Genomic DNA, 22,522 nt, shown 5'->3' with positions numbered 1-22,522 from the left:
CCCGCCCTCCTCGATGCCTGGAGTCGTGCCATGAAGGCACTCGTCAAACAACACGCCGAACCCGGCCTGTGGCTCACGGACGTACCCGAGCCCGAGACCGGTCCCGGTGACGTACTGATCAAGGTGCTGCGTACCGGCATCTGCGGTACGGATCTGCACATCCGTTCCTGGGACGGCTGGGCCCAGCAGGCCGTGTCGACGCCCCTGGTGGTCGGTCACGAGTTCGTGGGCGAGGTGGCGGCCGTGGGCGCGGACGTCACCGACATCGCCATCGGAGATCTGGTCAGCGGCGAGGGTCATCTGGTCTGCGGCAGGTGCCGCAACTGTCTGGCCGGGCGCCGTCACCTGTGCCGGTCGACCCTCGGCCTCGGGGTGGGGCGTGACGGCGCGTTCGCCGAGTACGTCGCGCTGCCCGCGTCCAACGTGTGGGTGCATCGCACGAAGGTCGATCTCGATGTCGCCGCCATCTTCGACCCGTTCGGCAACGCCGTGCACACCGCGCTGTCCTTCCCGCTGGTCGGCGAGGACGTACTGATCACCGGCGCGGGCCCGATCGGCATCATGGCCGCCGCCGTCGCCCGGCACGCCGGCGCCCGCAACGTCGTGATCACCGACGTCAGCGAGCCACGCCTGGAGCTGGCCCGCAAGGTGGGCGCGACCCTCGCCCTCAACGTCGGCAGGACCGACCTCTCCGAGGCCCAGCGACGGCTCGGGCTGCGGGAGGGCTTCGACATCGGCCTGGAGATGTCCGGCCGCCCCGAGGCGCTGCGGGAGATGGTCGCCAACATGACGCACGGTGGCCGCATCGCGATGCTGGGTCTGCCCGCCGAGGAGTTCCCCGTCGACTGGTCGAAGATCGTCACCTCGATGATCACCGTCAAGGGCATCTACGGCCGCGAGATGTACGAGACCTGGTACGCCATGACCGTACTGCTCGAAGGCGGTCTCGACCTCACCCCCGTGATCACCGGCTCCTACGCCTACCAGGACTTCGAGGCCGCCTTCGACGAGGCCGCCACCGCGCGCAGCGGAAAGATCATCCTCGACTGGACCGCCTGAGCCGCACCCGAACAGCCACCCCCGCCTCCCCTCCCCTCGCCGCCTCGCCTCGCCTCGCCAAGGAGAACCCCTCATGTACGCGTCCGTCCGTGACGACCTGCGCGCCACCCTCGACGACATCCGTGCCGCGGGCCTGGAAAAGCCCGAACGTGTCATCGGCACCCCGCAGTCGGCCTCCGTCGCCGTCACCGGGTCCACCGGCGACGTGCTGAACTTCTGCGCCAACAACTACCTCGGCCTGGCCGACCACCCCGAGGTGGTCGCCGCCGCCAAGGACGCGCTGGACCGCTGGGGCTACGGCATGGCCTCCGTACGCTTCATCTGCGGCACTCAGGACGTGCACAAGGAGCTGGAGGCCCGGCTCTCGGCGTTCCTCGGGCAGGAGGACACGATCCTCTACTCCTCCTGCTTCGACGCGAACGGCGGCGTCTTCGAGACCCTGCTGGGCGCCGAGGACGCCGTCATCTCCGACGCCCTCAACCACGCCTCCATCATCGACGGCATCCGGCTCTCCAAGGCGCGCCGCTACCGCTACGCCAACCGCGACATGGCGGAGCTGGAGGCCAGGCTGAAGGAGGCGTCGGACGCCCGCCGCCGTCTCATCGTCACCGACGGTGTGTTCTCCATGGACGGCTACGTCGCCCCGCTGCAGGAGATCTGCGACCTGGCCGACCGCTACGACGCCATGGTCATGGTCGACGACTCCCACGCCGTCGGCTTCACCGGCCCCGGCGGCGCCGGCACCCCGGCCCTGCACGGAGTCACCGACCGGGTGGACATCATCACCGGCACCCTCGGCAAGGCACTCGGCGGCGCCTCCGGCGGTTACGTCGCCGCGCGCGCCGAGATCGTCGCCCTGCTGCGTCAGCGCTCGCGGCCGTACCTGTTCTCCAACTCCCTCGCCCCGGTCATCGCCGCCGCCTCGCTGAAGGTCCTGGACCTGCTGGAATCGGCGGGTGACCTGCGCGAGAAGCTGGCCGCGAACACCCAGCTCTTCCGTACGAGGATGACCGAGGCGGGCTTCGAGATCCTGCCCGGCGACCACCCCATCGCGCCCGTCATGATCGGCGACGCGGGCCGGGCGGCCCGCTTGGCCGAGCTGCTGCTGGAGCGCGGCGTGTACGTCATCGGCTTCTCGTACCCCGTCGTCCCGATGGACCAGGCGCGTATCCGGGTCCAGCTCTCGGCCGCGCACTCGACCGAAGACATCGAGCGGGCGGTGGCGGCGTTCGCCGACGCCTGGGCGACGATGGACCGGTGATCGACCCGCGCAGACTGAGAATCCTCCGGGCCGCGGCGGACCACCGTACGGTGACCGCCACGGCCGCGGCCCTCTACCTCACCCCCTCGGCCGTCTCCCAGCAGCTCGCAGCGCTGGAGCAGGAGAGCGGCCACACGCTGCTCACCCGCAGCGGCAAGGGGGTGCGGCTGACGGCGGCCGGGGAAATCCTGCTCACCCACGCCAACGCCGTCCTCAACCAGCTCGAACAGGCCGAATCGGAGCTGGCCGCCTACGCGGGCGGTACGGCCGGGGAGGTGACGGTGGCGGCCTTCGCCACCGGCATCGCCGAGGTGCTGGCCCCGGCCATCGCCCGGCTCCGCACCGACCACCCCGGCATCCGGCTGCGGGTACGGGACGCCGAGGGCGATGAAGCCCTGCCCATGCTGCTCGACGGCGAGGCCGACCTCGCACTGGCGGTCGAATACCGCGGCGCGCCCCGCGAGGACGACCAGCGCCTGTCGCGCGTAGCGCTCTACGCCGAGCCCTTCGACGCCGTACTCCCCGCCTCGCACCCGCTCGCCCAGCACCCGGACGTGCCGCTCTCGGCGCTCGCCGACGACGAGTGGATCGGGCCCTACCCCGGCAACCCCTGCCACGAGGTGATGCTGCTCGCCTGCGAGCTCGCCGGGTTCCCGCTCGCGCTGACACACTCCTCGGACGACTTCCGGGCGGTGGCGGCGCTGGTGGGCGCGGGGGCCGGCGTGGCGCTCGTACCCCGTTCCGCACTGCGCGGTATCGAGCTGAAGGGCGCCGTCTCACGCCCGGTGACCGGCCCCGCAGCCACCCGCCGCGTCTTCGCCGCGGTACGCCGGGGCGCCGAGGCACACCCACTGTTCCGCCCCGTACTGGAAGCCTTGGCCGGCGCGGCGGACGGCCTCTCCACCTGCTGAGCCCAGGCGGTCGGGGCGGAGCCCGGTCTCGTCACTCCCGGTCTCGTCACTCCTGGTCTCGCTTCGCGTGGTCCGCGCCGTCTTCCGGGTGCGGCAGCAGGGGGAACAGCCGGGTGATGAGTGCCACCGGCAGAGCGTCGTCGGGCCGGGCCAGGGGGCGTTGCTCGCGGTCTTGGTAGGGCGCGAGCGCCCGCCGGATCGTATCGGCGACCCGGCTCATCTCCTCAGGCGTCAGGTAGGCGATGGCGCTGAAGGCTTCGTCATGGCGCCACTCCGGCGGCGCGTCCTCGCGCTGAGTCAGCCATCGCTGCCAGCTCTCGTCCTCCAGCCCCCGGGCCAAGTCGCCGAACGGCTCAGCTCCAGGTGCGGCCCCGTCGGCAGCGTCGACGCGCTGCCGCAGACGCCACGGACGGGCACGGCCGCCACTGTGCGGGGCCTCTTCAATGCGCCCATGACGTGCGAGTTGCCGCAGATGGAACGAGCAGAGACCGGAGCTGTGGCCGAGCCGGGACGCGGCCTCGGTCGCCGTGACGGTGCCGACCTCGGCGAGCAGATCCAGCAGGGCCGTACGGACCTCGTGCTCGGGCAACCCTGCCTGCGCACGCGGCCCTTCGCACCCACGCAGCCCCTTCCGCTCACCCGATTTTTCGCGCTCACCCGATTCTTCGCCGGTGCTGCCGCCTGTCCGGTCCCGCGGGGCGTTGACGTCATCTTCAGTCACTTTGCAAAGAATGCTACTTTGCAAAGCGCTTCGCAAGCCCGCCCCTTGCGGCATCCGCGACGCACCCAGAAGAGGAGAAACAGGCATGTCTGTTCATCACGAGTGGTCCCGTCCTCCCGCCGCCGACCGGCGAGTCCGCGTACAGGGCCGGCCGGTCGACACCTTTCCGGCGCTTCCCCCGGAGGCGGAGCGGGGGTCGGTTCGGAGGATCACGGTGGTGGGCGAGGAGGTGCTGAGCCGTCCTTGCCGGGAGGTGACCGAGTTCGGGACCGCGGAACTGTCGGCCCTGATCGACGACATGTTCCTGACCATGTACGTGGCCGACGGCGCCGGGCTGGCCGCCAACCAAGTCGGCCTCGGGCTGCGGCTTTTCGTGTACGACTGCCCGGACGACCACGGGGTCCGGCACGTCGGCCACATCATCAACCCCGCTCTGGAACTGCCCGATCCGGGCAGCCGGCGACTTGTCGACGACTCCGAGGGCTGCCTGTCCGTACCGGGCGCCACCATGACGGTTCCCCGTACCGACCATGCTGTTGTCCGCGGTTTCGACAAGGAAGGCGAGCCACTCGTCATCGAAGGAACGGGCTATTTCGCCCGGTGCCTGCAGCACGAGGCCGACCACCTCGTCGGACACACATACCTGGACCGTCTCTCCAAGCGGGACCGCAAAGACGCACTGCACCAGATGACGGACCGCAGCGAGGACGTCTTCGCACGACGTGCGACCAAGGCCGCCGACTTGAACCATGCCCTGCACGGCTGAGCCTGGTCGGCATGTCCGTCCGGTCCGGCCCAGTCGGCCCAGTCGGCCTAGTCCGTCTGGTCGGACAGTTCCTTGAGGAAGTACACGTCCTCATGGCCGCCCGGGACGCCGGGGAGGCGGCCGGTCTCGCGATAGCCGTGGCGCGCGTAGAAGTCCGGGGCCTGGAAGGAGTACGAGGAGACGGTCATTCGCGCGCAGCCACGCCGACGGGCCTCGGCCTCGGCTGCCTGGAGCAGCCGGGTTCCCCAGCCGGCGTGGCGGTGGTCCTCATGAACCCACAGCAGTTCAATGCCGCCCAGGTCGCCCCAGGTCCAGCCGGTGAGCCCGCCGATGGTTGCGCCGTCCGCGCCGGTGACCCGAACGCTGAAGTCCGTCTCCTCATCCACCCCTGTCGCAGCGTTGTTGAACTCAGTCAGTCGGTCCCCGAGCAGTTCCTCAAGCTCTTTGTCGGAATCGCCGGTTCGCAGGACGGGCTCATCGTTGGTCATTCCGCCAGTGTGAACCATGGCGTGGGCAGAGGACGGGCGGGCCACGGAAGGCGGCGGGAGCACGACGGCCAGGGGCCGGTTCCCGGCAGTCCTGTCCGCCTCACTCCGCCCAGCCGATCCGCTCCACCTCGTTCCGCGGCCAGAAGGGACGCCGGCCGCGCGCAACCGGGAAACGACGGAGGTCCCGACGGTACTGCCCGTGCCCTCTCCGTCCTCGTTCCGGATCAGCCAGTAGTACCGGGCAGCGGCAGACTACGAGAATGAACGCTGCAATCCGCATTCTTCCCCCGAGAGATACACGCTCATAGTAGAACTCCTGCGCTATGTAAGGGAGTTACTGTCCTCGGTTACGCGTACTACTCCTGAGGTGCCGGCAGACGTCAGGCGGTGATCGAGCGTCGGCACCCGGCCGCGTTCACCGATGAGCGGCCAGCACTGCCGCGAGGCCCTCTTGCAGATCTTTGACGAAGTACTCGGGAACCTCCAGCGACGGGAAATGTCCCCCGATTTCGGGCTCCCTCCAGCGGACGATCCGCCGGTACCGCTCCTGCGCCCAGGGGCGCGGACACTTCTCGACGTCGCGGGGATAGGCGGTGATTGCCGACGGGACGTCGACCCGAAGTCCGGGGTCCAGCGAATTGTGGCTTTCGTAGTAGATGCGGGCCGACGATGCGCCGGTCCGCGTCAGCCAGTACAGGGTGACGTCGTCAAGAACACGGTCTCTGGAAATCCTCTCGAACGGACTGTCTCCGGTGTCCGACCACTCGGCGAACTTGTCAAGGATCCAGGCAAGAAGCCCGACCGGTGAGTCGACGAGCGAGTAGCCGATGGTCTGCGGCCGGGTCGCCTGCTGCTTCGCGTACGCCGCGCGATGGCGCCAGAAATCGCGGGTATCCTCGACCCATTTGCGCTCGACCGCCGTCAGCCCGTCCATCGTCAAACCGGGCGGTCCCTCCGCGAACGTGGTGTGGATGCCGAGAACGTGCGCCGGGAACCTGCCGCCGAGGACCGTGGTGATATTTCCTCCCCAGTCGCCGCCGTGGGCTGCGAACTTGCCGTAGCCGAGCCTTCCCATCAGTTCCACCCAGGCGGCCGCGATCTTTTCGGTTCCCCACCCGGTGGTGGCCGGCTTGTCGCTGTAACCAAAGCCTGGCAGCGACGGGACCACGACGTGGAACGCCGGCGCGTCTGCGTCTGTCGGATCCGCCAGCTCGTCCACTACGTCGATGAACCGGGCAATGCTGTCCGGCCAGCCGTGCGTCAAGATCAGAGGAGTGGCATCCGCGCGCGCGGACCGTCGGTGCAGGAAGTGGATTCCCAGATCATCAATGGTCGTGCGGAACTGACCTATCCGGTTGAGGCGCGCTTCAAATGACCGCCAGTCGTACCCGGTGCGCCAGTAGTCCACGACATCGACGAGGTCGGCGAGAGGAACGCCCTGTTCCCATCGGCGAGGGCCGGGCTCGGCGCGATGGACCGTCTCGGCCTCCGGCAGCCGCGCCGCGGCCAGTCGCGCGCGCAGATCGTCGAGGTCGGCGTCGGTTGCGTGGGCTTCAAACGCTTGCACGTCGCTGGTTGGACGGGGCATGAGACCTCCTGGCCATCGTGGAACCGGCTACGACCCACCGCGAACCGGCTAAGGCGGTTCTAGCAGTTCTCCGAGCCACCCCGCAACCGGCTAAGGTGGTTCCATGCGTGCTGCGTTTCCTGACTTCCGCCTCGGCAATGTGCTGGCGACCAGCTTCACGGGGACCCTGTCGGAGCGTCATGGCGACGCCGTGGAGCGCATCCCCACGCCGCACCGGCTCATCGACTGGCTGGCGGTGAACGGCCTCGCCGTGGACTCATGCACCACTGCCCAGCTGGGCCTCGCCCGGGAACTGAGGGAAGCGATCCACGCCGCCGCGACAGCGGCCGCGATCCAGGACGCTCTCCCTGCGTCTGCTGTCCAAGTCATCAATGACTGCAGCGCTCAGGGTCGAGCCGCGGCGATCCTGACACCAGAGGGCGATCGCCGTTGGCGGCTCAGCTCGGCTTCGTGCGTGGAAGACGCCCTCAGTGTGATCGCCGCTGACGCGATCAGCATCATCGCGGGCGAACGAGACGGAAAATTGGCCTTGTGTGCCTCACCGACGTGCCAGGCCGCCTTCTTCGACACGAGCCAGAGCCGCACACGCAAATGGTGCGACATGAACACATGCGGAAATCGCCAGAAGAAGGCGCGCTTCAATGCCAACCAGCGTAAGAAGACCAGATCAGCGGAGTGACCGTAATCGGTCCCTCCAACTAGGTCCCACCCCGTCCTGCTGCGGAACCGGCCCGCCATGGCCGACCTCGTGCCCCACCTGCACCCCTGCACCCATAAATGCGATGAGCCGCGATGCTGTCAGTGCTTTGCGGCCAGGAGAATCAGTCCAGCGTCGGTGGAACGGAATCCGCAGGCGTCGAAGTAGAAGCGTCGCAGTTCCGGGTCGAAATCGACGTGGAGCCACTGGCAGCCCGCCGCGCGCATGCTCCGCCGCGAGCCGCACGACTGCGGTTCCAATGCCTCGGCGCTGATGCGAGCCTCGTGTCTTTGTGTCGATCAGAAACGCGTGGTCTCCGCCGTCCCATGCCACGTTCACGAATCCGACCAGGAGACCGTCGCTGTCACGGGCACCCACCCAGCCGAGACTGTGCTGCCTGATCCGGTCCCACCAGCCGGAAACTGCATTGCCGCCGTGCGACCGGACGAGGTCGGCCATCTCCTCGTCGGTGAGGGCATCGCGCCATGTGTAAGAGATCGCTTCGCCTTCGCTCATCCGGTCAGCATCGCTCACGGTGCTCCGCCTGCGCTTCCCATTTGATGGTCGACGGATACGTCGATGGACGCGTCGATTGACGCTCAGTACTCCAGCCGTAGATCGTGATGTGCCTTGCTCGGTGCTGTCTGCCGCTGGAGAAAATCAGGTGGCCTCGACGCTCCATCTGGATAGAGTCGGGCAATGCCCGAGTTGCAGCGGCTGCGTGCCGGCCATGCCACGGCGGTCCTGGCCTTCGAGCTGGCGAACCGCGCCTACTTCGCTGCCTCGGTCCCCGACCGCGGCGACGAATTCTTCGACCAGTTCACCGACCGGTACAGCGCTTTGTTGGCCGAACAGGAAGCCGGCATCTGCGCCTTCCACGTGCTCGTCGGCGAGGACGGCTCGGTACTCGGCAGGTTCAACCTGGTCGACATCGAAGACCACACTGCGGAACTCGGCTACCGGGTCGCGCAGCACGCAGCCGGGCGAGGCGTGGCGACCACAACCGTCCTGGAGCTGTGCCAACTGGCTGCAAGCCAGTACCGGTTGCGCACACTGCGAGCGGCCACCGTCCGCCAGAATGCCGCATCCCAAAAGGTGCTGACCAAAGCCGGGTTCGTCCCCGTCGGCCCCGCCGACCCGGCCCACCTCGGTGGCAAGCCAGGCACCTGGTATCAGCGCGACCTGGTGCACGCGATCCTGCCGGGAGACCGGCTGCGGGAAGGCCGTGGCCACCGCTGATCATCAGTGTGCGAAGACTGACGATCGTGCGGTGGCCGCTGGGCGCAGCGCAGCCCCTTTGGCTCGCCGGATCTCCATCTCATGCGCGCCGACGGTGAGTTCGTCTCTGCACGCGTCCAGGAACGCGGCGTCGTAGCCCCAGTGTGCCTTGGATCGTAGCGCCAAGTCGCTGAGCGTCTCGGCTTCCGTCGCCAATGCCGGTCTGATCAGTACGCCCATCCACTCCCCCGTACCAGTGGCTCTGTGATCTGCAGTTGAGGACACCGAGGCAGGGAGGCCGCAGCCGCTGCCCGTTACTGGCCCACCCTTCCGTCGATGCGCTCGCGCAGCAGGTCGGCGTGTCCGCAGTGCCGGGCGTACTCCTCGATCCGGTGGACCATCAACTCCCGTACTGCGATGCCGTCCTTCCCCAGGCGCACGCCCAGGTCCGGGTGCTCGGCCAGCGCGGCGTCGGTCGCGGCCTGCTCGCGGGCCAGCGCTTCGTACGCAGCGTCGACCTCGGCCTGCTCGGCGACGGCCCCGTCGAAATCGCCATCGGGATCGCCGTAGAGCTTCGGGAGTGGTTCACCGGCGCTGATCCAGTTGAGCCAGTCCCGTTCCGTCTCCGCGAGGTGGCGGAGGAGGCCGAGCAGCGACAACGTCGACGGCGGAACCGACCGTCGGGCCAGTTGCTCCGGGTTCAGTCCCTCGCACTTCATCCGCAGGGTGATGCGGTAGTTCTTGAGGAAGTCCTGCAGCGTCGCAAGCTCGCCGTCAGGGCTGACACTGTCGCTGTCGCGGGGGTCGTCGTCGGGGTCGAGCCACATGTCGGGGTAGACGGTTGCCTGGCTCCATCGCGCGGGTTGATCGCTCATGCGGTCCATGTTCGGCGGTGAGGGCCCGAGCTCGCTAGTGTCCCGCGTTCGAAGTGTGAGGCGGGGGTGTTGGTTTCGTGGCTGCCTTTGTCGTGGCTGCCTCTGTCGTGGTTGCCAGTGTTGTGGCTGCCAGTGTTGTGGTTGCCAGTGGGTGCCGCGGGGTGGCGTCGTCAGGTGGGTGATGTTGGTGGGCAGGGTCCGGTGCTCATCGTGGTCGTCGTGGGCGTGAGCGTGGGCTGTTCGCTCGGCACGCTTGTGCCGCTTGTGCCGCTTGTCCGGGGCCTGAGCAGGTGGCGGGTCAGTGCGAGTGCGGCCAGCAGCGCGACCAGTGCGCATACGGCGGGCCAGCCGGCCCGGGTCCAGGCGCGGACGCCGAGCCAGGAACCGGCGCTGCCGCCCAGGTAGGCGCAGGTCATGTACGCGGTGTTGAGTCTGCTGCGTGCATCGGGACGGACGGCGTAGACACGGGCCTGGTTGGCGACCATGCCGGACTGCATGGCGACGTCCAGGAGCAGTGTGCCAAGGGTCAATGCCGCCAGTCCCAGCGCGCCTCCCCAGGTGCCTGCGGCGAGGATCGCGGCTGCGAGCAGGAAACCGAGCGCGCAGATGAGGTTGACCGGGTCGGGCCCTCGACGGTCCACCAGGCGGCCGACGATCGGGGTACAGCACATGGTTGCCGCGCCGACCAGGGCGAGCAGCCCGACGGTCTGGGCGCCCAGACCGTACGCCGGGCCGGTGAGCAGGAGCGCCAGGCAGGTCCACACGGCGGAGAAGCCGCCGAAGACCGTGGCCTGGTACAGGCAGGAACGGCGCAGCTCCGGTTCGGTACGCAGCAGACACAGCGGTTCGCGCAGCAGCGCGTGGTAGGGCTGGCGGACGGTGGAGGTGGGAGGCGTGGCGGGGAGGGTGAGTGCGAGGGCGAGGGAGAGGAGGAGGGTCAGGACCGCCGCTACGAGGTAGGGGGCACGCCAGCCCAGCCACTCGCCGAGCGTGCCGCTGAACGTACGGGCCAGCAGCATGCCGCCGGTGGAGCCGCTGAGCAGGGTGCCGATGACCGCGCCTTGGCGGTCGGCGGCCACCAGGCCGACCGCCAGCGGGCCCACGATTTGCGCGGCCACGGTGGTGAGACCGACGAGCGCGCCGGCGGCGACGAGGGGCGGCAGAGCGGGTGCGCAGCCCGCCGCGAGCAGGCCCAGGCCGGTGAGGACGAGCAGGGTGACGAGGTACTTGCGGTGGGGAATCCGGTCGCCGAGCGGTACCAGCAAAACGATCCCGGCGGTGTAGCCGACCTGGGTGGCGGTCACCGCGACAGCGGCCGCATCGGGTGACACCTGCAGCCCGGTGACGAGGAGCGGGGTGACGGCCTGCGGAAAGTAGATGTTGCCGACCGCCATGGCACAGGTGACGGACAGGAGCAGCAGCAGACGACGGCTCACGTCAGGCCACCGGCCCGTCCACCGGCCGGTGCGGCGGCCCATGCGTCGGTCCGTGCACCGGCCCGTGCGTCGGGCCATCCGTCGGGCCATCCGGTGGTCCGTCGAACCGTCCGTCGGCGGCCTCGGTGGGTGACGTCGGTAGGCGTCGCGATGGTGGGGGTGTCATGGAGTGAAGTGCACGGCATCGGGGTTCTGCCGCCAATGGATGTAGCGTATGGCTTAATGATCAGCTTCGTGCTCGGTGTCGAGGACCTCGCGGACACCCGGTTCGCCCTCTCTCCCCTGCACGAAACGCTGCTCAGCCTGCGGGTACTGCGGGATCCCGGCCTCTCCGCGCTGCACCTCCCCTGGCGCAGGTCCGTCATCGGCAGGCTCGGCGCACTCGACACCGGTCTGCTGATGTCGTTGGTGGCTCAGCGGCGTACCATTCCCGACTTCCTGACGCCACAGCCCGCCGGCCTAGCACCGCGCTTCGAGGAACAACTCGCCGTCGTCCGCCAGGCGCCGCCCGCTCAGGTACGCCATGACCTGCTGCTCGCGCACGCACCGGACCCGCTCCCCGAGGCCCTGCGCGCCGCCACCGCTGCGGACGATGCCGCTGTCACCGGACTCCGCGACACCATCTGCGGGCTTCTGCGCCGGTACTGGGAGGTCGCCATCGAGCCGATGTGGCCCCAGATGCGGCTGGTGCTGGAGGCCGACATGACGTACCGCGCCCGGCAACTCGCGCTGGGCGGTGCGCGGTTGCTGTTCGCGGACATGCACCCGAACCTGCGGTGGGAGGGCGGGGCACTGCACATCGACAAGATGATCAGCGAGCATCGCGTCGCGGCCTCCGGGCAGGGGCTGCTCCTCGTACCGTCCGTATTCGCACACAAGCCCGCGCCGCCGGTCAGCCCGGAGGTGCCACCGCGGCTGGTGTACCCGAGCCGCGGGGTGGCCACCCTGTGGGAGCCGGCACCGGCCGCCGACATGACCGCCCTTGTGTCCCTGCTCGGCGCGCCCCGGGCGCGGCTGCTCGGCCTGCTGGAGGAGCCGCTGGCGACGGTGGAGATCGCCCGCCGCCTCAGGGTGACGCCCAGCGCCGTCTCCCAGCATCTGCGCGTGCTGCACGCCACGGGGCTGGTCAACCGGGCTCGCGACGGACGGCAGGTCCTGTACCGGCGCAGCACGCTCGGCGACCAGCTCGCCGCCCGCGCAAGCACCACCACTCCGTAGCTACGCGAGCGCCACCACTCCGTAGCTCGACGAGCACCGCCACTCCGTAGCTCGGCGAATTGCTTGGCGGTCGGGCGTACGCCATACAGCTCTCGCCCGTGCGCGGAATTTCTGTGCGAAACGGAGAATGAGCGCGGAGTCGGCTGGTACCCGTACGTCGTCAGGGCACCTGCGAAGGAGCGAGGACACGAGATGGCACACGGCGGAAACGTCATCGATGAGCTGACCACCGACCACCGGGAGGTCGAGGAGTTCTTCTCCCGGATCGAGGCACTGCCGCCCGGTGACCCGCAGCGCAAGGAACTGGCGGACCAGGCCACCATCGAATTGGTACGTCACTCCATCGCCGAGGAAATGCACCTCTACCCGATGGTGCGCCACTGCCTCGCGAATGGCGACGGCATCGCCGACAAGGAACTCGAGGACCATGCGGCGGCCGAGCACATCATGAAGCAGCTGGAGAGCTGTCAGGCCGACGAACCGGCATTCGACCGGCTCATGAGCTTCCTGATGAGCGAGATCCGCAACCACATCGAGGACGAGGAGCACAATCTCTTCCCGCAGTTGCGGCAGGCGGCGAGCGCGGAAGAGCTCGACGAACTGGGCGACAAGATCCGCCGGGCGAAGAAGACCGCGCCGACCCGCCCGCATCCCGCGACGCCGTCCACTCCCCCGGTCAACAAGATCCTCGCCCCCGGTACGGGGCTGGTCGACCGGGCCCGCGACGCCCTCTCCGGGCGCGGGAAGACCCACTGAGCTCGACCACGCGTCGCACTCTCGGGTGACTTTCGGATGACGGTGGACCACAGATCCGAGAAGAGCAGGAAGGTCTATCGCACCGACCCGTACGAGCAGGACGAATGGCGTCGCACAGTCCGCGGTCCGCGGTCTGCGGTCCGCCCATGCCACACGGGGAATTCCGCGTGAGCACGGCCGCGTGGGGAAGCCCACGTCCTCGCCGTGACTCGCGTCATTTCCGGGGGATGACCGGAGAGATAGCGTGTGAGGGCCCGGCACCCTCTGCACTCGGACGGCTCAGCAGTGCTCGCAGATCTCTCTCCGGTCATAGCGGCGACGGCTCAGTGGCTGACACGCGCGTATCCGTCGGGCGGCGGCCCCCTTAGCTCGGCCCTCGCGGAAGCCCAGGCGCGGCAGGCCGTGACGGTAGCGGCCTGGCTGCGGTACCCCACGCCGATGGACATCGCGCTGGTGAGCGTCACCGGACCGGGCGGTTCCGCTCGGCTCGACTGGCTCGCCGGCACGGACGCCCCCGGCCCGTACGGCGCGGACGACGCCTGGCGCACCTGGGTGGACGAGGTGGTCGCGAGCTGGGCGGTGTGCCTGCTCAGCGCTCCGGAACTGGCCGCGGCCGCGGTGACCTCCCTCGCGGACTCCTGGCACCTGAACGGGGCGCCGGTCGAGTTCCGGCGCCTGACCGAACCTGATGAGAACGACCGGCGAGCCGCCTCCCTGCTGCGCCATCCGGACCTGCACGCTCCTGTGGCGGACTTGCACCGTCGCCGGCTCCTCGATCTTCTGGGGCAGGGGCCGGGCCAAGAGGCCGGCCAGGGGGCGGAACCACCCAGCAGTTGACGGCAGGGGCACACGGAGGAGGACCCGGTGGAGTTGGACGCTGTCGCCGACGAGCTGTACGGGCTGCCGCCGGAGGAGTTCACCGCTGCCCGCAACGAGCGGGCCCAGGCCGCTCGGCAGTCCGGTGACCGCCGGCTGGCCGACGACATCCGCCGGTTGCGGCGGCCGACCCTTGCCGCTTGGGCCTCGAACCTGTTCGTCCGGGAGCAGCCGGACGAGGTGGAGCCACTGTTGCGGCTCGGTGAGGAACTGCGGCGCGCACACCAGAACCTGGACGGCAAGCGGCTGCGGGAGCTGTCCGCGCAACAGCGGGAGCTGGTCTCCGCGCTCGGCCGGCAAGCGCGGCAGCTGGCCACGCGAGCCGGGCAGCGCCTCGGCGAAGCGGCTCAGCGCGAGGTCGAGGGAACCCTGCACGCGGCGATGGCCGACCCCGAAGCCGCACGGGAGTGGTCCGAGGGGCGGCTGACCCGGTCACTGACCCCGCCGACCGGCTTCCCCACCGTCGGCGTCATCGCAGCACCCACTGAGCAGCCCACCGGCAAGACCTCCCGCAAGCCGACGACTGGCGCGGGCGGTGAGCCGACGACCGGCTCGCGCAGTAAGCCGACGGCCAAGGCGGAGCGCGGCTCGGAAGGCAGACCGGCGAAGACCGGGCGGGGCTCGCACGGTAAACCGGCGGCCAAGGCCGGCGGCGGGTCCGCGAGCAAGTCCGGTCCAGAGGCCACCGGCAGCCGAGTCGTGGACCTCAGCGCCGCCCGCGCCCGCCGCGAGCAGAAGGAGGAGCTCCGGCGCGCCCGGAAGGACGCGAAGGACGCCGCGCGTGAGGCCCACGCACAGGAGGTAGAACTCACCGCCGCGCAGGACGTGTTGGAGTCCGCCGAGGACCGGCGGCAGCGGGCCGAGGAGCGGATTACGGAACTGCGGCAGCAGATCCAAGAGGCCGAGCACGAGGCGAAGGAAGCCCGCGCCGCGCGCAAGGAAGCCGACCAGCGGCTGCGCAAGGCCGATCGCGCGGCCGGCGCGGCGCGGCGTACCGCCGAGGACGCCGCCTCCCGCGCCGACCGGCCGGCCGAGGAGACGACGCAGGAGGCGAAGCGGCAGACGGCGCGGGAAGCGAAGCGGGAGACAACGCGTACCGGTCGCTGAACGGCTCCCCGACCGGCAGGCGTATCAGCCGGTCAGTTCGCCGTCGCGGGCCACCACGCGGCCTCCGTGCACCACCATGTCCCGGTTCGGTGTGTCCACGACGATCTGCGGCAGGCATTCGCCGCGTACGAGGATGAAGTCGGCCGGGGAGCCGGGCTTGAGGTCCGCGTGCGGCAGATGCATGACGTCCGAGCCGCCGTCGGTGCCTACCCGGTAGCAGTCGTTGAGTTCCTCGTCGAGGCGGATGTCGGTGATCAGGCCGAGCTGGTGTGCGCGGTCGAGCATGTCCCCGTTGCCGAACGGGCTCCACGCGTCGCGCACCCCGTCGGTGCCGAGGCCGACCGCGACGCCGTGCTCGCGCAGCCGCGCGATCGGCAGCACCGTCGATTCCGAGTACGCCACCGTCGTCAGCGAGATGTCCAGGTCGGCCAGGTCACCCGCGAGGGAACCGAGTTCGCGGTCGCTGAGGCTCGGCAGGCAGAAGACATGGCTGACCGTGACCTTGCCCCGCAGCGACAGCGCGCGGGTGCGGTCGATGATGCCGCGCAGCGGCTTGAGGCCGTTCTCGCCGCGGTCGTGCAGATGGATGTCCAGGCCGGTACCGTGCCGGTCGGCGATGCCGAAGACCAGGTCGAGCTGCTCGTCGAGGGCGTCGTCGAAGCCGATCGGGTCGATGCCGCCGAGCATGTCCACCAGGCCCGTACGGGCGGCCTCCTCCAGCAGCTTCGCGGTCCCGGGCTTGCGGATGACGCCGTGCTGCGGGAACGCCACGATCTGTACGTCGAGAGCGCCCTTCAGCCGGTCGCGGGCCGTTGCCACGCCTTCCGCGCAGGCCAGGTCGTACTCCGGCGCCACGTCCGCATGGGCCCGCATCGCGCGGGTGCCGGTGGCGACCGCGCGCGCCATCAGTCCGTAGGCGCGTTCCCCGACGGGGCGGCTCTGGGTGCGGAACAGCTCCGCGTCCTGGTCGGCGTAGTCGGCGATCCCGTCCGCCGGCTTGCGGGACACCCACGCCCCGCCCCATGTCGTCTTGTCGGGGTGCACGTGGGCGTTCACGAGCGACGGGAGCGCGATCCGGCCGCCACCGTCGACGACCTGGGCCCCGGCCGGTGCCGGACGATCGGTGATCTTGCCGTTGACGACCGTGAGGTCTACCGCCTTGGCCGACCCGAAGGGCCGTACGTTGCGGAAGACCACCGGTCGGCCGTGCCGGTCACCGTGCTCACCCGGGGCGGCGTACGCGGCCGCTGAGGGGGAGGTGACCGCGGCGGTGCCGGCCAGTGCGGCCGCTCCGGCGATCATGCTGCGCCGGGACACTCCGCCGGAGGTAGGGATGATCGACGTCATGAAGGCAGGGCTCCTTGGGCCGAGGGCGGGATGGAGACGTGCGGGGGAAGGGAAGGCGAGGGGTTGTGCGAGGGATTACGGACGCGGACGTGTCAGACCGTGACGCCCGCGTGGACGACGCGTGCCGGGCGCTTGAGCACCGTCACATCGGCGAGGGGGTCGCCGTCGAGAAGGACCGCGTCACCGGCGAAGCCGGGGGCGAGACGGCCGGCCGTGGCTTGCATGCCGAGCAGCCGGGCCGCGCTCGTCGTGGCCGTGCGGATGGCGTCGAGAGCGGACAGGCCCGCTTCGCGCATCAGCTCCACCTCGCGGCCGATGGGCGTGACCTCGCCGCCCGAGGAGTCCGTGCCCGCGGCCAGCGGTACCCCCATCTCGTGCGCGGCCAGAACGGCACGCTTCAGTACGGGCAGGTACGTCCGGCCGCGCTCGTCCAGCACCGGGTCCGACGAGCCGATCATGCCGGCGATCGCGGTGAGGGTGGGTGTGAAGTAGGTACCCCTGCGGTGCATTTCGTGCAGGGTGTGCTCGCCGACGAACACGCCGTGCTCCAGCGAGCGGATGCCTGCCGTCACCGCGTCGTGGCAGCCCTTCTTGCTGTAGCTGTGGCAGAGCACGCCCTTGCCGCCGCGCCGGGCGGCGGTGACGATCTCGGAGAGCTGCTCGTACGAGTACACCTGGGTCAGCGGGTCCTGTTCGGGCAGGCCCGCCCGCTCGTTGACGCGGGTCTTGATGACGTCGGCGCCGCGCTTGAGGTTCACCGCGACGACCCGGCGCAGGGCCTCGGCCGACCGTACGCCGTCCTTGAGGCGCGCCAGCTCGGTGAGGTCCGGGTCGGCCAGTACGGTGTCGCCGAGGTCGGGCGTGACGAAGATGCCCGCGGCCTGGAGACGCGGGGCCTGCGCGGGCACCTGCCGGGCCAGCTCGCGTACGGCGATGTCCTGGTAGAAGTTGGTCGAACCGCTGCGGGCGCTGGTGGCGCCGGCCCGGATCGCGTCCCGCGCCTCGGCGGCGGTGTTGAGATGGATGTGCGCCTCGACCAGGCCCGGCAGGATCCACTTCCCGTCCGCTTCGAGGACCTCCGCCCCCTCCGGCACCTTGACGGCCTTCCGGGTACCGGCCGCACGGACGACCCCGCCCTTGATGACGACGACGGCGTCCTCGGTGACCTCACCGGTCGCCGGGTCCAGCAGTGTGCCGCCCCGCAGGACGAGGTCACCGCCGCGCGAGCGGCCGCGCCGGGGAGCCGCCGAGGCGGACGTGGTGAGCGCCGCGGTACCCGCGAGCGCGGCGGCCCCCGCGAGGACGCCTCGTCGGGTGAGCCTGCTGGACGGAGGCGGCAGGGGTGCAACACACATGGGGGCTCCTTGGCGAGCGAGCGATCTTCGGACGGCCAGCGAATTTGTATACCAAGGGGATGGAGGGCGACAAGGGATTCACGGCCTCGGACCAGCAGGAGGCACAGGAATGCCCCAGTTGAAGCAGATATCGGAGTGCCGGAGGGCCGATGAATAACTCGCGACCATCCGGAAGGGGGATTGCGAATTGATCATCGGTATACAAAACATCTGCGGCGCTTGGAGGCAGCGCCGCTGCGAGGACCGAGGACCTCGGCCTACCCAGTCCTCTTCGTCGACCAGGCTGTTTAGGATGCAGTCGTGGATATGTCCAAGCGCCTCGAACCGTCCCCCTCCATGGCCGACCGTGTGTACGCGGTGCTGCACGAGGCGATCATGAGTGGCGAGTATCCCGTCGGCTACCGCCTGCGCATCCGCGATCTCGCCGCCGAGGTGGGTACGAGCGAGATGCCGGTGCGCGAGGCGATCCGGCGCCTTGAGGAAGCCGGCTTTGCCGAGCGCGTCCCGCACAAGGGGTCCGTGGTGAAGGGCCTGGACCTCACCGAACTGGTCCACGTCTACGACGTAAGGCGCCTCTTGGAGGTCGAGGCCGCGCGCGGTGGTACCGAGCGGATCGATGCGGCGCACATCGCGCGCATGCGTGAGGAGTTGAAGCGGATGCGGCGTGCCGTCACCGAGGGCGACGTCATACCGTACCTGGACCACGACGAGGCGGTGCTCGCCGTCCTCTACGAGGCGTCCGGCAACCCCGTGCTCGTCAACACCATCCGTACGATGTGGCAGCACTGCCGCGCCTACAAGACGGTCGGCGCCCGGGCGAGTCTCGCCACGCCCGGTGACGACGCGTTGTGGCGTTACCAGGAGCGGCTGGTCGACGCCGTCGAGGCGCATGACGTCGAGGCGGCTGCCGCCATCACCAACGAGTCGCTGGTCAATGCCACCGATCGCATCCGGGCGCAGCTGAAGACACCGGAGTAGCCGGACGACGGCCGGTCGGGAAGCCGACCGGAGGCCAAACGAGGCGTCCCGCCTGCCTGGCGGGCAAGCCCCGGCTGCGCCGGGGCTGAGTCGCGGCCGCACCCGCCAGCCCCTCTTGACCTGTCCCCAGCCCCTCTTGACCTGTCCAGTCTGCTCCCCTACCTTTTTCGCGAGGTTGATATATCAGCCGCATATTAGATGGCTCCCAGAACGGTGCGCAGATGGCAACGAACCTGTCGATCACCACCTCGGTCACCGCCCCTGCCCCCCTCCCGGCCCGCCGCCCGGAGGTGTCCTGATGGCCCTGAGCGCATTCGATCTGTACTCGGTCGGCATCGGCCCTTCCTCGTCCCACACGGTGGGGCCGATGCGGGCTGCCCGGCGCTTCGTGGAACTCCTGGACGGTGCGGGGCTGCTGCCGTCCGTCGGCCGCGTACGGGCTGAACTGTTCGGGTCGCTGGGCGCCACCGGCCACGGGCACGGCTCCGACAAGGCGGTCCTGCTCGGGCTGGAGGGCGAGGACCCCGCCACCGTGGACACCGACCGGGCCGACAGCCGGGTCGCGCAGGTGCGGGACAGCGGCGCCCTGCTCCTGGCCGGCAAGCACCGGATCGGCTTCGACAGCGACGCGGACCTGGTGCTGCACCGGCGCAAGTCCCTGCCCGCGCACCCCAACGGCATGGTGTTCCGCGCCCTCGCCGGGGACGGCCGGGTGCTGGACGAGCGGACCTACTACTCCGTGGGCGGCGGCTTCGTCGTCGACGAGGACGCCACCGGCGCCGACCGTGTCGTGGAGGACACCACCGCGGTGCGCTTCCCCTTCGGCTCGGCAGCCGAACTGCTCGCCCACTGCGCTCGGGAAGGCCTCGCCGTCAGCGACATCATGCTCGCCAACGAGCAGGCCTGGCGCCCCGAGTCCGAGGTGCGCGCCGGCCTGCTGCACCTGTGGTCGGTCATGCGCGCGTGCGTGGACCGGGGCTGCCGCAACGAAGGGGTGCTGCCGGGCGGCCTGCGCGTACCACGCCGGGCACCGGCGCTGTACCAGGAGCTGAACTCCGGCGCCGGCGGCCGGGATCCGCTGCACGTGATGGACTGGGTGAACCTGTACGCCCTGGCCGTCAACGAAGAGAACGCCTCCGGCGGCCGCATCGTGACGGCCCCCACCAACGGCGCGGCCGGCATCCTCCCCGCCGTACTGCACTACTACGTACGGTTCGTGCCCGGCGCCGACGACGAGGGCGTGGTGCGCTTCCTGCTGACGGCGGCCGCGATCGGCATCCTGTTCAAGCAGAACGCCTCCATCTCGGGCGCCGAGGTGGGCTGTCAGGGCGAGGTCGGCTCGGCCTGCTCGATGGCGGCCGGGGCACTGTGCGAGGTACTCGGCGGGACGCCCACCCAGGTGGAGAACGCCGCCGAGGTCGGCATCGAGCACAACCTGGGGCTCACCTGCGATCCCGTCGGCGGTCTGGTGCAGATCCCCTGCATCGAACGCAACGCCGTGGCCAGTATGAAGGCCATCAACGCGGCGCGGCTCGCCCTGGCCGGCGACGGCACCCACCGGGTCAGCCTCGACAAGGCCATCAAGACCATGCGCGACACCGGCCGAGACATGAAGGCCAAGTACAAGGAAACCGCCCGCGGCGGCCTCGCCGTCAACGTCATCGAATGCTGACACCATGACTCCTTCTCCGGCTTCCGCCCTGTCCCCCGCCCCTGCGCCGACCGGCTCCGAAACGGCGGTCGAGCACGTCCTCACCCTCGACTGCCCCGAGAGCCCCGGCATCGTCCATGCCGTCTCCCGGTTCCTGGTCGAGCACGACAGCGACATCATCGACAACCAGCAGTTCGGCGACCGCCGCGACGGCCACTTCTACATGCGGGTGCACTTCGCCACGCTGGGCGGCGAGCACAGCACGGAGACCCTGCGCCGGGAATTCGCCACCGTGGCCCCGCCCTTCGCGATGCGGTGGCGCCTCGAACCCCACGGCGCCCGGCGCCGCGTACTGCTCATGGTGTCCCGCTACGGACACTGCCTGAACGACCTGCTCTTCCGTGCGCGCAGCGGCGACCTGCCCCTGGACGTGGTCGCGGTGGTCTCCCGCCCACTACGTCACCCGCCGACCTCGACGAAGGCCCGATCATCGCCCAGGAAGTCATCGACGTCGACCACAGTCACACCCCCGACGACCTCGCCGCCATCGGCCGCGACGCGGAGTCGGCGGCCCTGGCCCGGGCGGTCCGATGGCACTGCGAGGGCAGGGTGTTCGTCCAGGGCAGACGCACGGTGGTACTCCGCTGACCGCGGCGGGCCCGTGGTCCCGGTACGGGACGGGCTGCGCTCGATGCGGAATGTGCGCAGTGCCGCGGGGTGCCCGGGCCAGGTGTTCGTGGTCGCTGGCCGGCCGTACCACCGTTCGCCCAGCGCTGGGGCACCCGCTACACCTCGCGGGGCAAGGTCATCTGGACCGAACAGGACTTGAATGACGGCGCGTTGACGCCGCGAGCGGAGACGTCGACGGAGGATCTCCTCGATCAGTACGACGATCCGTTCGACGACCCGAACTCATGACGCGAGGCGTCGCCGGCTCTGATCACCCGGCTTCGGCCGCGGCGCGCAGCATGTTGGCCGTCTCCGCATCGAGGTGCACCACGTCGGGCAGAGCGGCTCTTTCGAGCGCGGGCAGGCGCACCGCGTGTTCGTCGCGGAGCCTGCTGAGGTGAGCGGCGGTGCGGTCGGGCGCGCCGCCGAACGCCCCGGGGTTCAGGCACAGGATGAAGACGCCGATGCCCGGGGGCTGTGTGCCGCTGTCGAAGGGCGGTGCGTCCACCGAGAACGTCCCGCCGGCGAGCGTCGCGAGGAGTTCCACCAGGAGGGCGACGTTCCCACCGCGGTGGCCGCCGAACGGGAGGAGCGCCCCCGCCAGTGCCGCAGACGCGTCGGTGGTCGCCGTGCCGTCGGGTCCCACGGCCCATCCGGCGGGGATCGGTTCGCCGGCCTCGGCGGCCCGCCTGACGTTCACGTACGCGGTCTGCGCGGAGGCCTGGTCGATGACCAGCGGGGGTTCGCCGGCGCGTGGAAAGGCGTAGGCGAGCGGGTTCGTGCCGAGCACCGCGCTGCCGGATCCGCCCAGCGTCATGAGGGCCGGGCTGTTCGCGCAGGCCACGGCGGCCAGTCCGCGCTCGGCGGCCCGGCGGCCGTAGTGCCCGAGTTCGCCGCAGGTGTAGGAGCGCCGGATCCACAACGCGGCGATGCCGGCTTCCTCGGCGGCGTCGAACAGGGCGGGCGCCGCGGCCTCGAAGGCGACCTGGGCCAGGCCGTCCCGTGCGTCGGCGACCAGGCAGGACGGTGTCACGCGTAAGACGTCCGGGGTGGCGCCGGGCGCGATGCGGCCGGCGCGGTACGACTCCAGGTAGTCGAAGAGATGCGTCACACCGACGGCCGGGTTCCCCGCGCGTTCGGCGTCGACCACGGCCCGGGCCAGGATCCGGGCGGCTTCGGGCTCCTCCCCCGCTGCCCGCAGCGCCCGGGTGCAGAGCGTGACGAGTTCGTCCTGGGTGACAGTGGTGGTCGCGGTCATGCGTTCTCCGGTGAGAGCGGGGGTGGGCGGGCGCGGCGTCCGGTGAAGGGTCGCCGCGCGACGGCGTGGGTGTCCGGGCGCGCCGTGCGGAGGGGTGGCGGCTGCCGACGGCATCGCCGGTGCGGTACGGGAAGTGGCGGTCGTCCGCGGGTGGTTGGGGAGACCGTCGGTGGATGGTGCGGTGTGCGGGGACGCCGGATCGGCCGATGCCGAGCACGGCCGAGCGCTTGCACCGGTGCGTCCGTACGACGCGGTGGGGTGCGGCGCGAGTGGAGAGTATGCGAGAG

General features: G+C 70.1%; 20 protein-coding genes and 2 pseudogenes. 13 read left to right on the top strand and 9 right to left on the bottom strand.

Annotated features, from left to right (window positions below):
- The first annotated feature begins 30 nt into the window (after positions 1-30).
- From tdh to ACZ6WH_RS17515, 3 genes are all read left to right on the top strand, one after another.
- Entirely contained in the window at positions 31-1,059 is a 1,029-nt protein-coding gene (gene tdh, locus ACZ6WH_RS17525; RefSeq protein WP_469729315.1) for an L-threonine 3-dehydrogenase, read from the top strand.
- 73 nt (positions 1,060-1,132) lie between these two features.
- A complete protein-coding gene (locus ACZ6WH_RS17520; protein ID WP_469729314.1) occupies positions 1,133-2,320 on the top strand; it encodes a glycine C-acetyltransferase in 1,188 nt (395 codons plus the stop codon).
- Positions 2,317-3,231, top strand: coding sequence for a LysR family transcriptional regulator (locus ACZ6WH_RS17515; protein ID WP_469729313.1), 915 nt, complete (start codon positions 2,317-2,319; stop codon positions 3,229-3,231). Before ACZ6WH_RS17520 ends, ACZ6WH_RS17515 begins: the two co-directional genes overlap by 4 nt.
- Positions 3,232-3,277: 46 nt before the next feature.
- Here ACZ6WH_RS17515 and ACZ6WH_RS17510 read toward each other — a convergent pair whose 3' ends face one another.
- Positions 3,278-3,952: an ArsR family transcriptional regulator gene (locus ACZ6WH_RS17510; protein ID WP_469729312.1), complete on the bottom strand. Its 675-nt coding sequence runs from the start codon at positions 3,950-3,952 to the stop codon at positions 3,278-3,280.
- A gap of 85 nt (positions 3,953-4,037) precedes the next feature.
- Here ACZ6WH_RS17510 and def point away from each other — a divergent pair, with 85 nt between their 5' ends.
- A complete protein-coding gene (def, locus tag ACZ6WH_RS17505) occupies positions 4,038-4,718 on the top strand; it encodes a peptide deformylase (RefSeq protein WP_469729311.1) in 681 nt (226 codons plus the stop codon).
- A 47-nt stretch (positions 4,719-4,765) separates the two neighbouring features.
- Here def and ACZ6WH_RS17500 read toward each other — a convergent pair whose 3' ends face one another.
- Entirely contained in the window at positions 4,766-5,206 is a 441-nt protein-coding gene (locus ACZ6WH_RS17500) for a GNAT family N-acetyltransferase (protein ID WP_469729310.1), read from the bottom strand.
- Between the two features lie 415 nt (positions 5,207-5,621).
- Positions 5,622-6,794, bottom strand: coding sequence for an epoxide hydrolase family protein (locus ACZ6WH_RS17495; protein ID WP_469729309.1), 1,173 nt, complete (start codon positions 6,792-6,794; stop codon positions 5,622-5,624).
- A 103-nt stretch (positions 6,795-6,897) separates the two neighbouring features.
- Here ACZ6WH_RS17495 and ACZ6WH_RS17490 point away from each other — a divergent pair, with 103 nt between their 5' ends.
- Positions 6,898-7,473: a CGNR zinc finger domain-containing protein gene (locus tag ACZ6WH_RS17490; protein WP_469729308.1), complete on the top strand. Its 576-nt coding sequence runs from the start codon at positions 6,898-6,900 to the stop codon at positions 7,471-7,473.
- A gap of 119 nt (positions 7,474-7,592) precedes the next feature.
- Here ACZ6WH_RS17490 and ACZ6WH_RS17485 read toward each other — a convergent pair.
- Positions 7,593-8,007: pseudogene (locus ACZ6WH_RS17485) on the bottom strand (GNAT family N-acetyltransferase).
- A 183-nt stretch (positions 8,008-8,190) separates the two neighbouring features.
- On the opposite strand from ACZ6WH_RS17485, the gene ACZ6WH_RS17480 reads away from it, so the two are divergent.
- On the top strand, positions 8,191-8,730 hold the full coding sequence (locus ACZ6WH_RS17480; RefSeq protein ID WP_469729307.1) for a GNAT family N-acetyltransferase: 540 nt from the start codon (positions 8,191-8,193) through the stop codon (positions 8,728-8,730).
- Positions 8,731-9,023: 293 nt separating this feature from the next.
- Here ACZ6WH_RS17480 and ACZ6WH_RS17475 read toward each other — a convergent pair whose 3' ends face one another.
- Both ACZ6WH_RS17475 and ACZ6WH_RS17470 read right to left on the bottom strand, forming a co-directional pair.
- Entirely contained in the window at positions 9,024-9,593 is a 570-nt protein-coding gene (locus ACZ6WH_RS17475) for a mycothiol transferase (protein WP_469729306.1), read from the bottom strand.
- A gap of 161 nt (positions 9,594-9,754) precedes the next feature.
- Positions 9,755-11,062 carry an MFS transporter gene (locus ACZ6WH_RS17470; protein ID WP_469729305.1) on the bottom strand — a complete coding sequence of 436 codons (1,308 nt, stop codon included), beginning with the start codon at positions 11,060-11,062 and terminating at the stop codon, positions 9,755-9,757.
- 180 nt (positions 11,063-11,242) lie between these two features.
- On the opposite strand from ACZ6WH_RS17470, the gene ACZ6WH_RS17465 reads away from it, so the two are divergent.
- The 4 genes from ACZ6WH_RS17465 (at position 11,243) to ACZ6WH_RS17450 (ending at position 14,977) form a co-directional block, all read left to right on the top strand.
- The gene (locus tag ACZ6WH_RS17465) at positions 11,243-12,238 is read left to right on the top strand and encodes an ArsR/SmtB family transcription factor (protein WP_469729304.1); all 996 of its coding nucleotides are present in this window, start codon (positions 11,243-11,245) and stop codon (positions 12,236-12,238) included.
- A gap of 192 nt (positions 12,239-12,430) precedes the next feature.
- Entirely contained in the window at positions 12,431-12,994 is a 564-nt protein-coding gene (locus tag ACZ6WH_RS17460) for a hemerythrin domain-containing protein (protein WP_469729303.1), read from the top strand.
- A gap of 285 nt (positions 12,995-13,279) precedes the next feature.
- Positions 13,280-13,831: a hypothetical protein gene (locus ACZ6WH_RS17455; RefSeq protein WP_432862946.1), complete on the top strand. Its 552-nt coding sequence runs from the start codon at positions 13,280-13,282 to the stop codon at positions 13,829-13,831.
- A gap of 27 nt (positions 13,832-13,858) precedes the next feature.
- Entirely contained in the window at positions 13,859-14,977 is a 1,119-nt protein-coding gene (locus ACZ6WH_RS17450) for a hypothetical protein (protein WP_469729302.1), read from the top strand.
- A 24-nt stretch (positions 14,978-15,001) separates the two neighbouring features.
- Here ACZ6WH_RS17450 and ACZ6WH_RS17445 read toward each other — a convergent pair whose 3' ends face one another.
- Both ACZ6WH_RS17445 and ACZ6WH_RS17440 read right to left on the bottom strand, forming a co-directional pair.
- Positions 15,002-16,324: an amidohydrolase gene (locus ACZ6WH_RS17445; RefSeq protein ID WP_469729301.1), complete on the bottom strand. Its 1,323-nt coding sequence runs from the start codon at positions 16,322-16,324 to the stop codon at positions 15,002-15,004.
- A gap of 92 nt (positions 16,325-16,416) precedes the next feature.
- Positions 16,417-17,679, bottom strand: coding sequence for an amidohydrolase family protein (locus ACZ6WH_RS17440; RefSeq protein ID WP_469729300.1), 1,263 nt, complete (start codon positions 17,677-17,679; stop codon positions 16,417-16,419).
- A 306-nt stretch (positions 17,680-17,985) separates the two neighbouring features.
- Between ACZ6WH_RS17440 and ACZ6WH_RS17435 the strand changes: the two genes are divergently transcribed.
- The 3 genes and pseudogenes from ACZ6WH_RS17435 (at position 17,986) to ACZ6WH_RS17425 (ending at position 20,956) form a co-directional block, all read left to right on the top strand.
- Positions 17,986-18,657, top strand: a complete 672-nt coding sequence (locus ACZ6WH_RS17435) for a GntR family transcriptional regulator (protein WP_432865030.1) — start codon at positions 17,986-17,988, stop codon at positions 18,655-18,657.
- Positions 18,658-18,955: 298 nt separating this feature from the next.
- On the top strand, positions 18,956-20,329 hold the full coding sequence (locus ACZ6WH_RS17430) for an L-serine ammonia-lyase (protein WP_469729299.1): 1,374 nt from the start codon (positions 18,956-18,958) through the stop codon (positions 20,327-20,329).
- Positions 20,330-20,333: 4 nt separating this feature from the next.
- Positions 20,334-20,956, top strand: a pseudogene (locus ACZ6WH_RS17425) (formyltransferase family protein).
- Positions 20,957-21,248: 292 nt separating this feature from the next.
- Here ACZ6WH_RS17425 and ACZ6WH_RS17420 read toward each other — a convergent pair.
- Entirely contained in the window at positions 21,249-22,235 is a 987-nt protein-coding gene (locus ACZ6WH_RS17420) for an Ldh family oxidoreductase (protein WP_469729298.1), read from the bottom strand.
- Positions 22,236-22,522: the final 287 nt, after the last annotated feature.

It is taken from the genome of Streptomyces sp. NPDC050806 (assembly GCF_055586425.1).
Note: the sequence above shows the minus strand (reverse complement) of the source record. Positions and strands in the feature narration are given on the sequence as shown.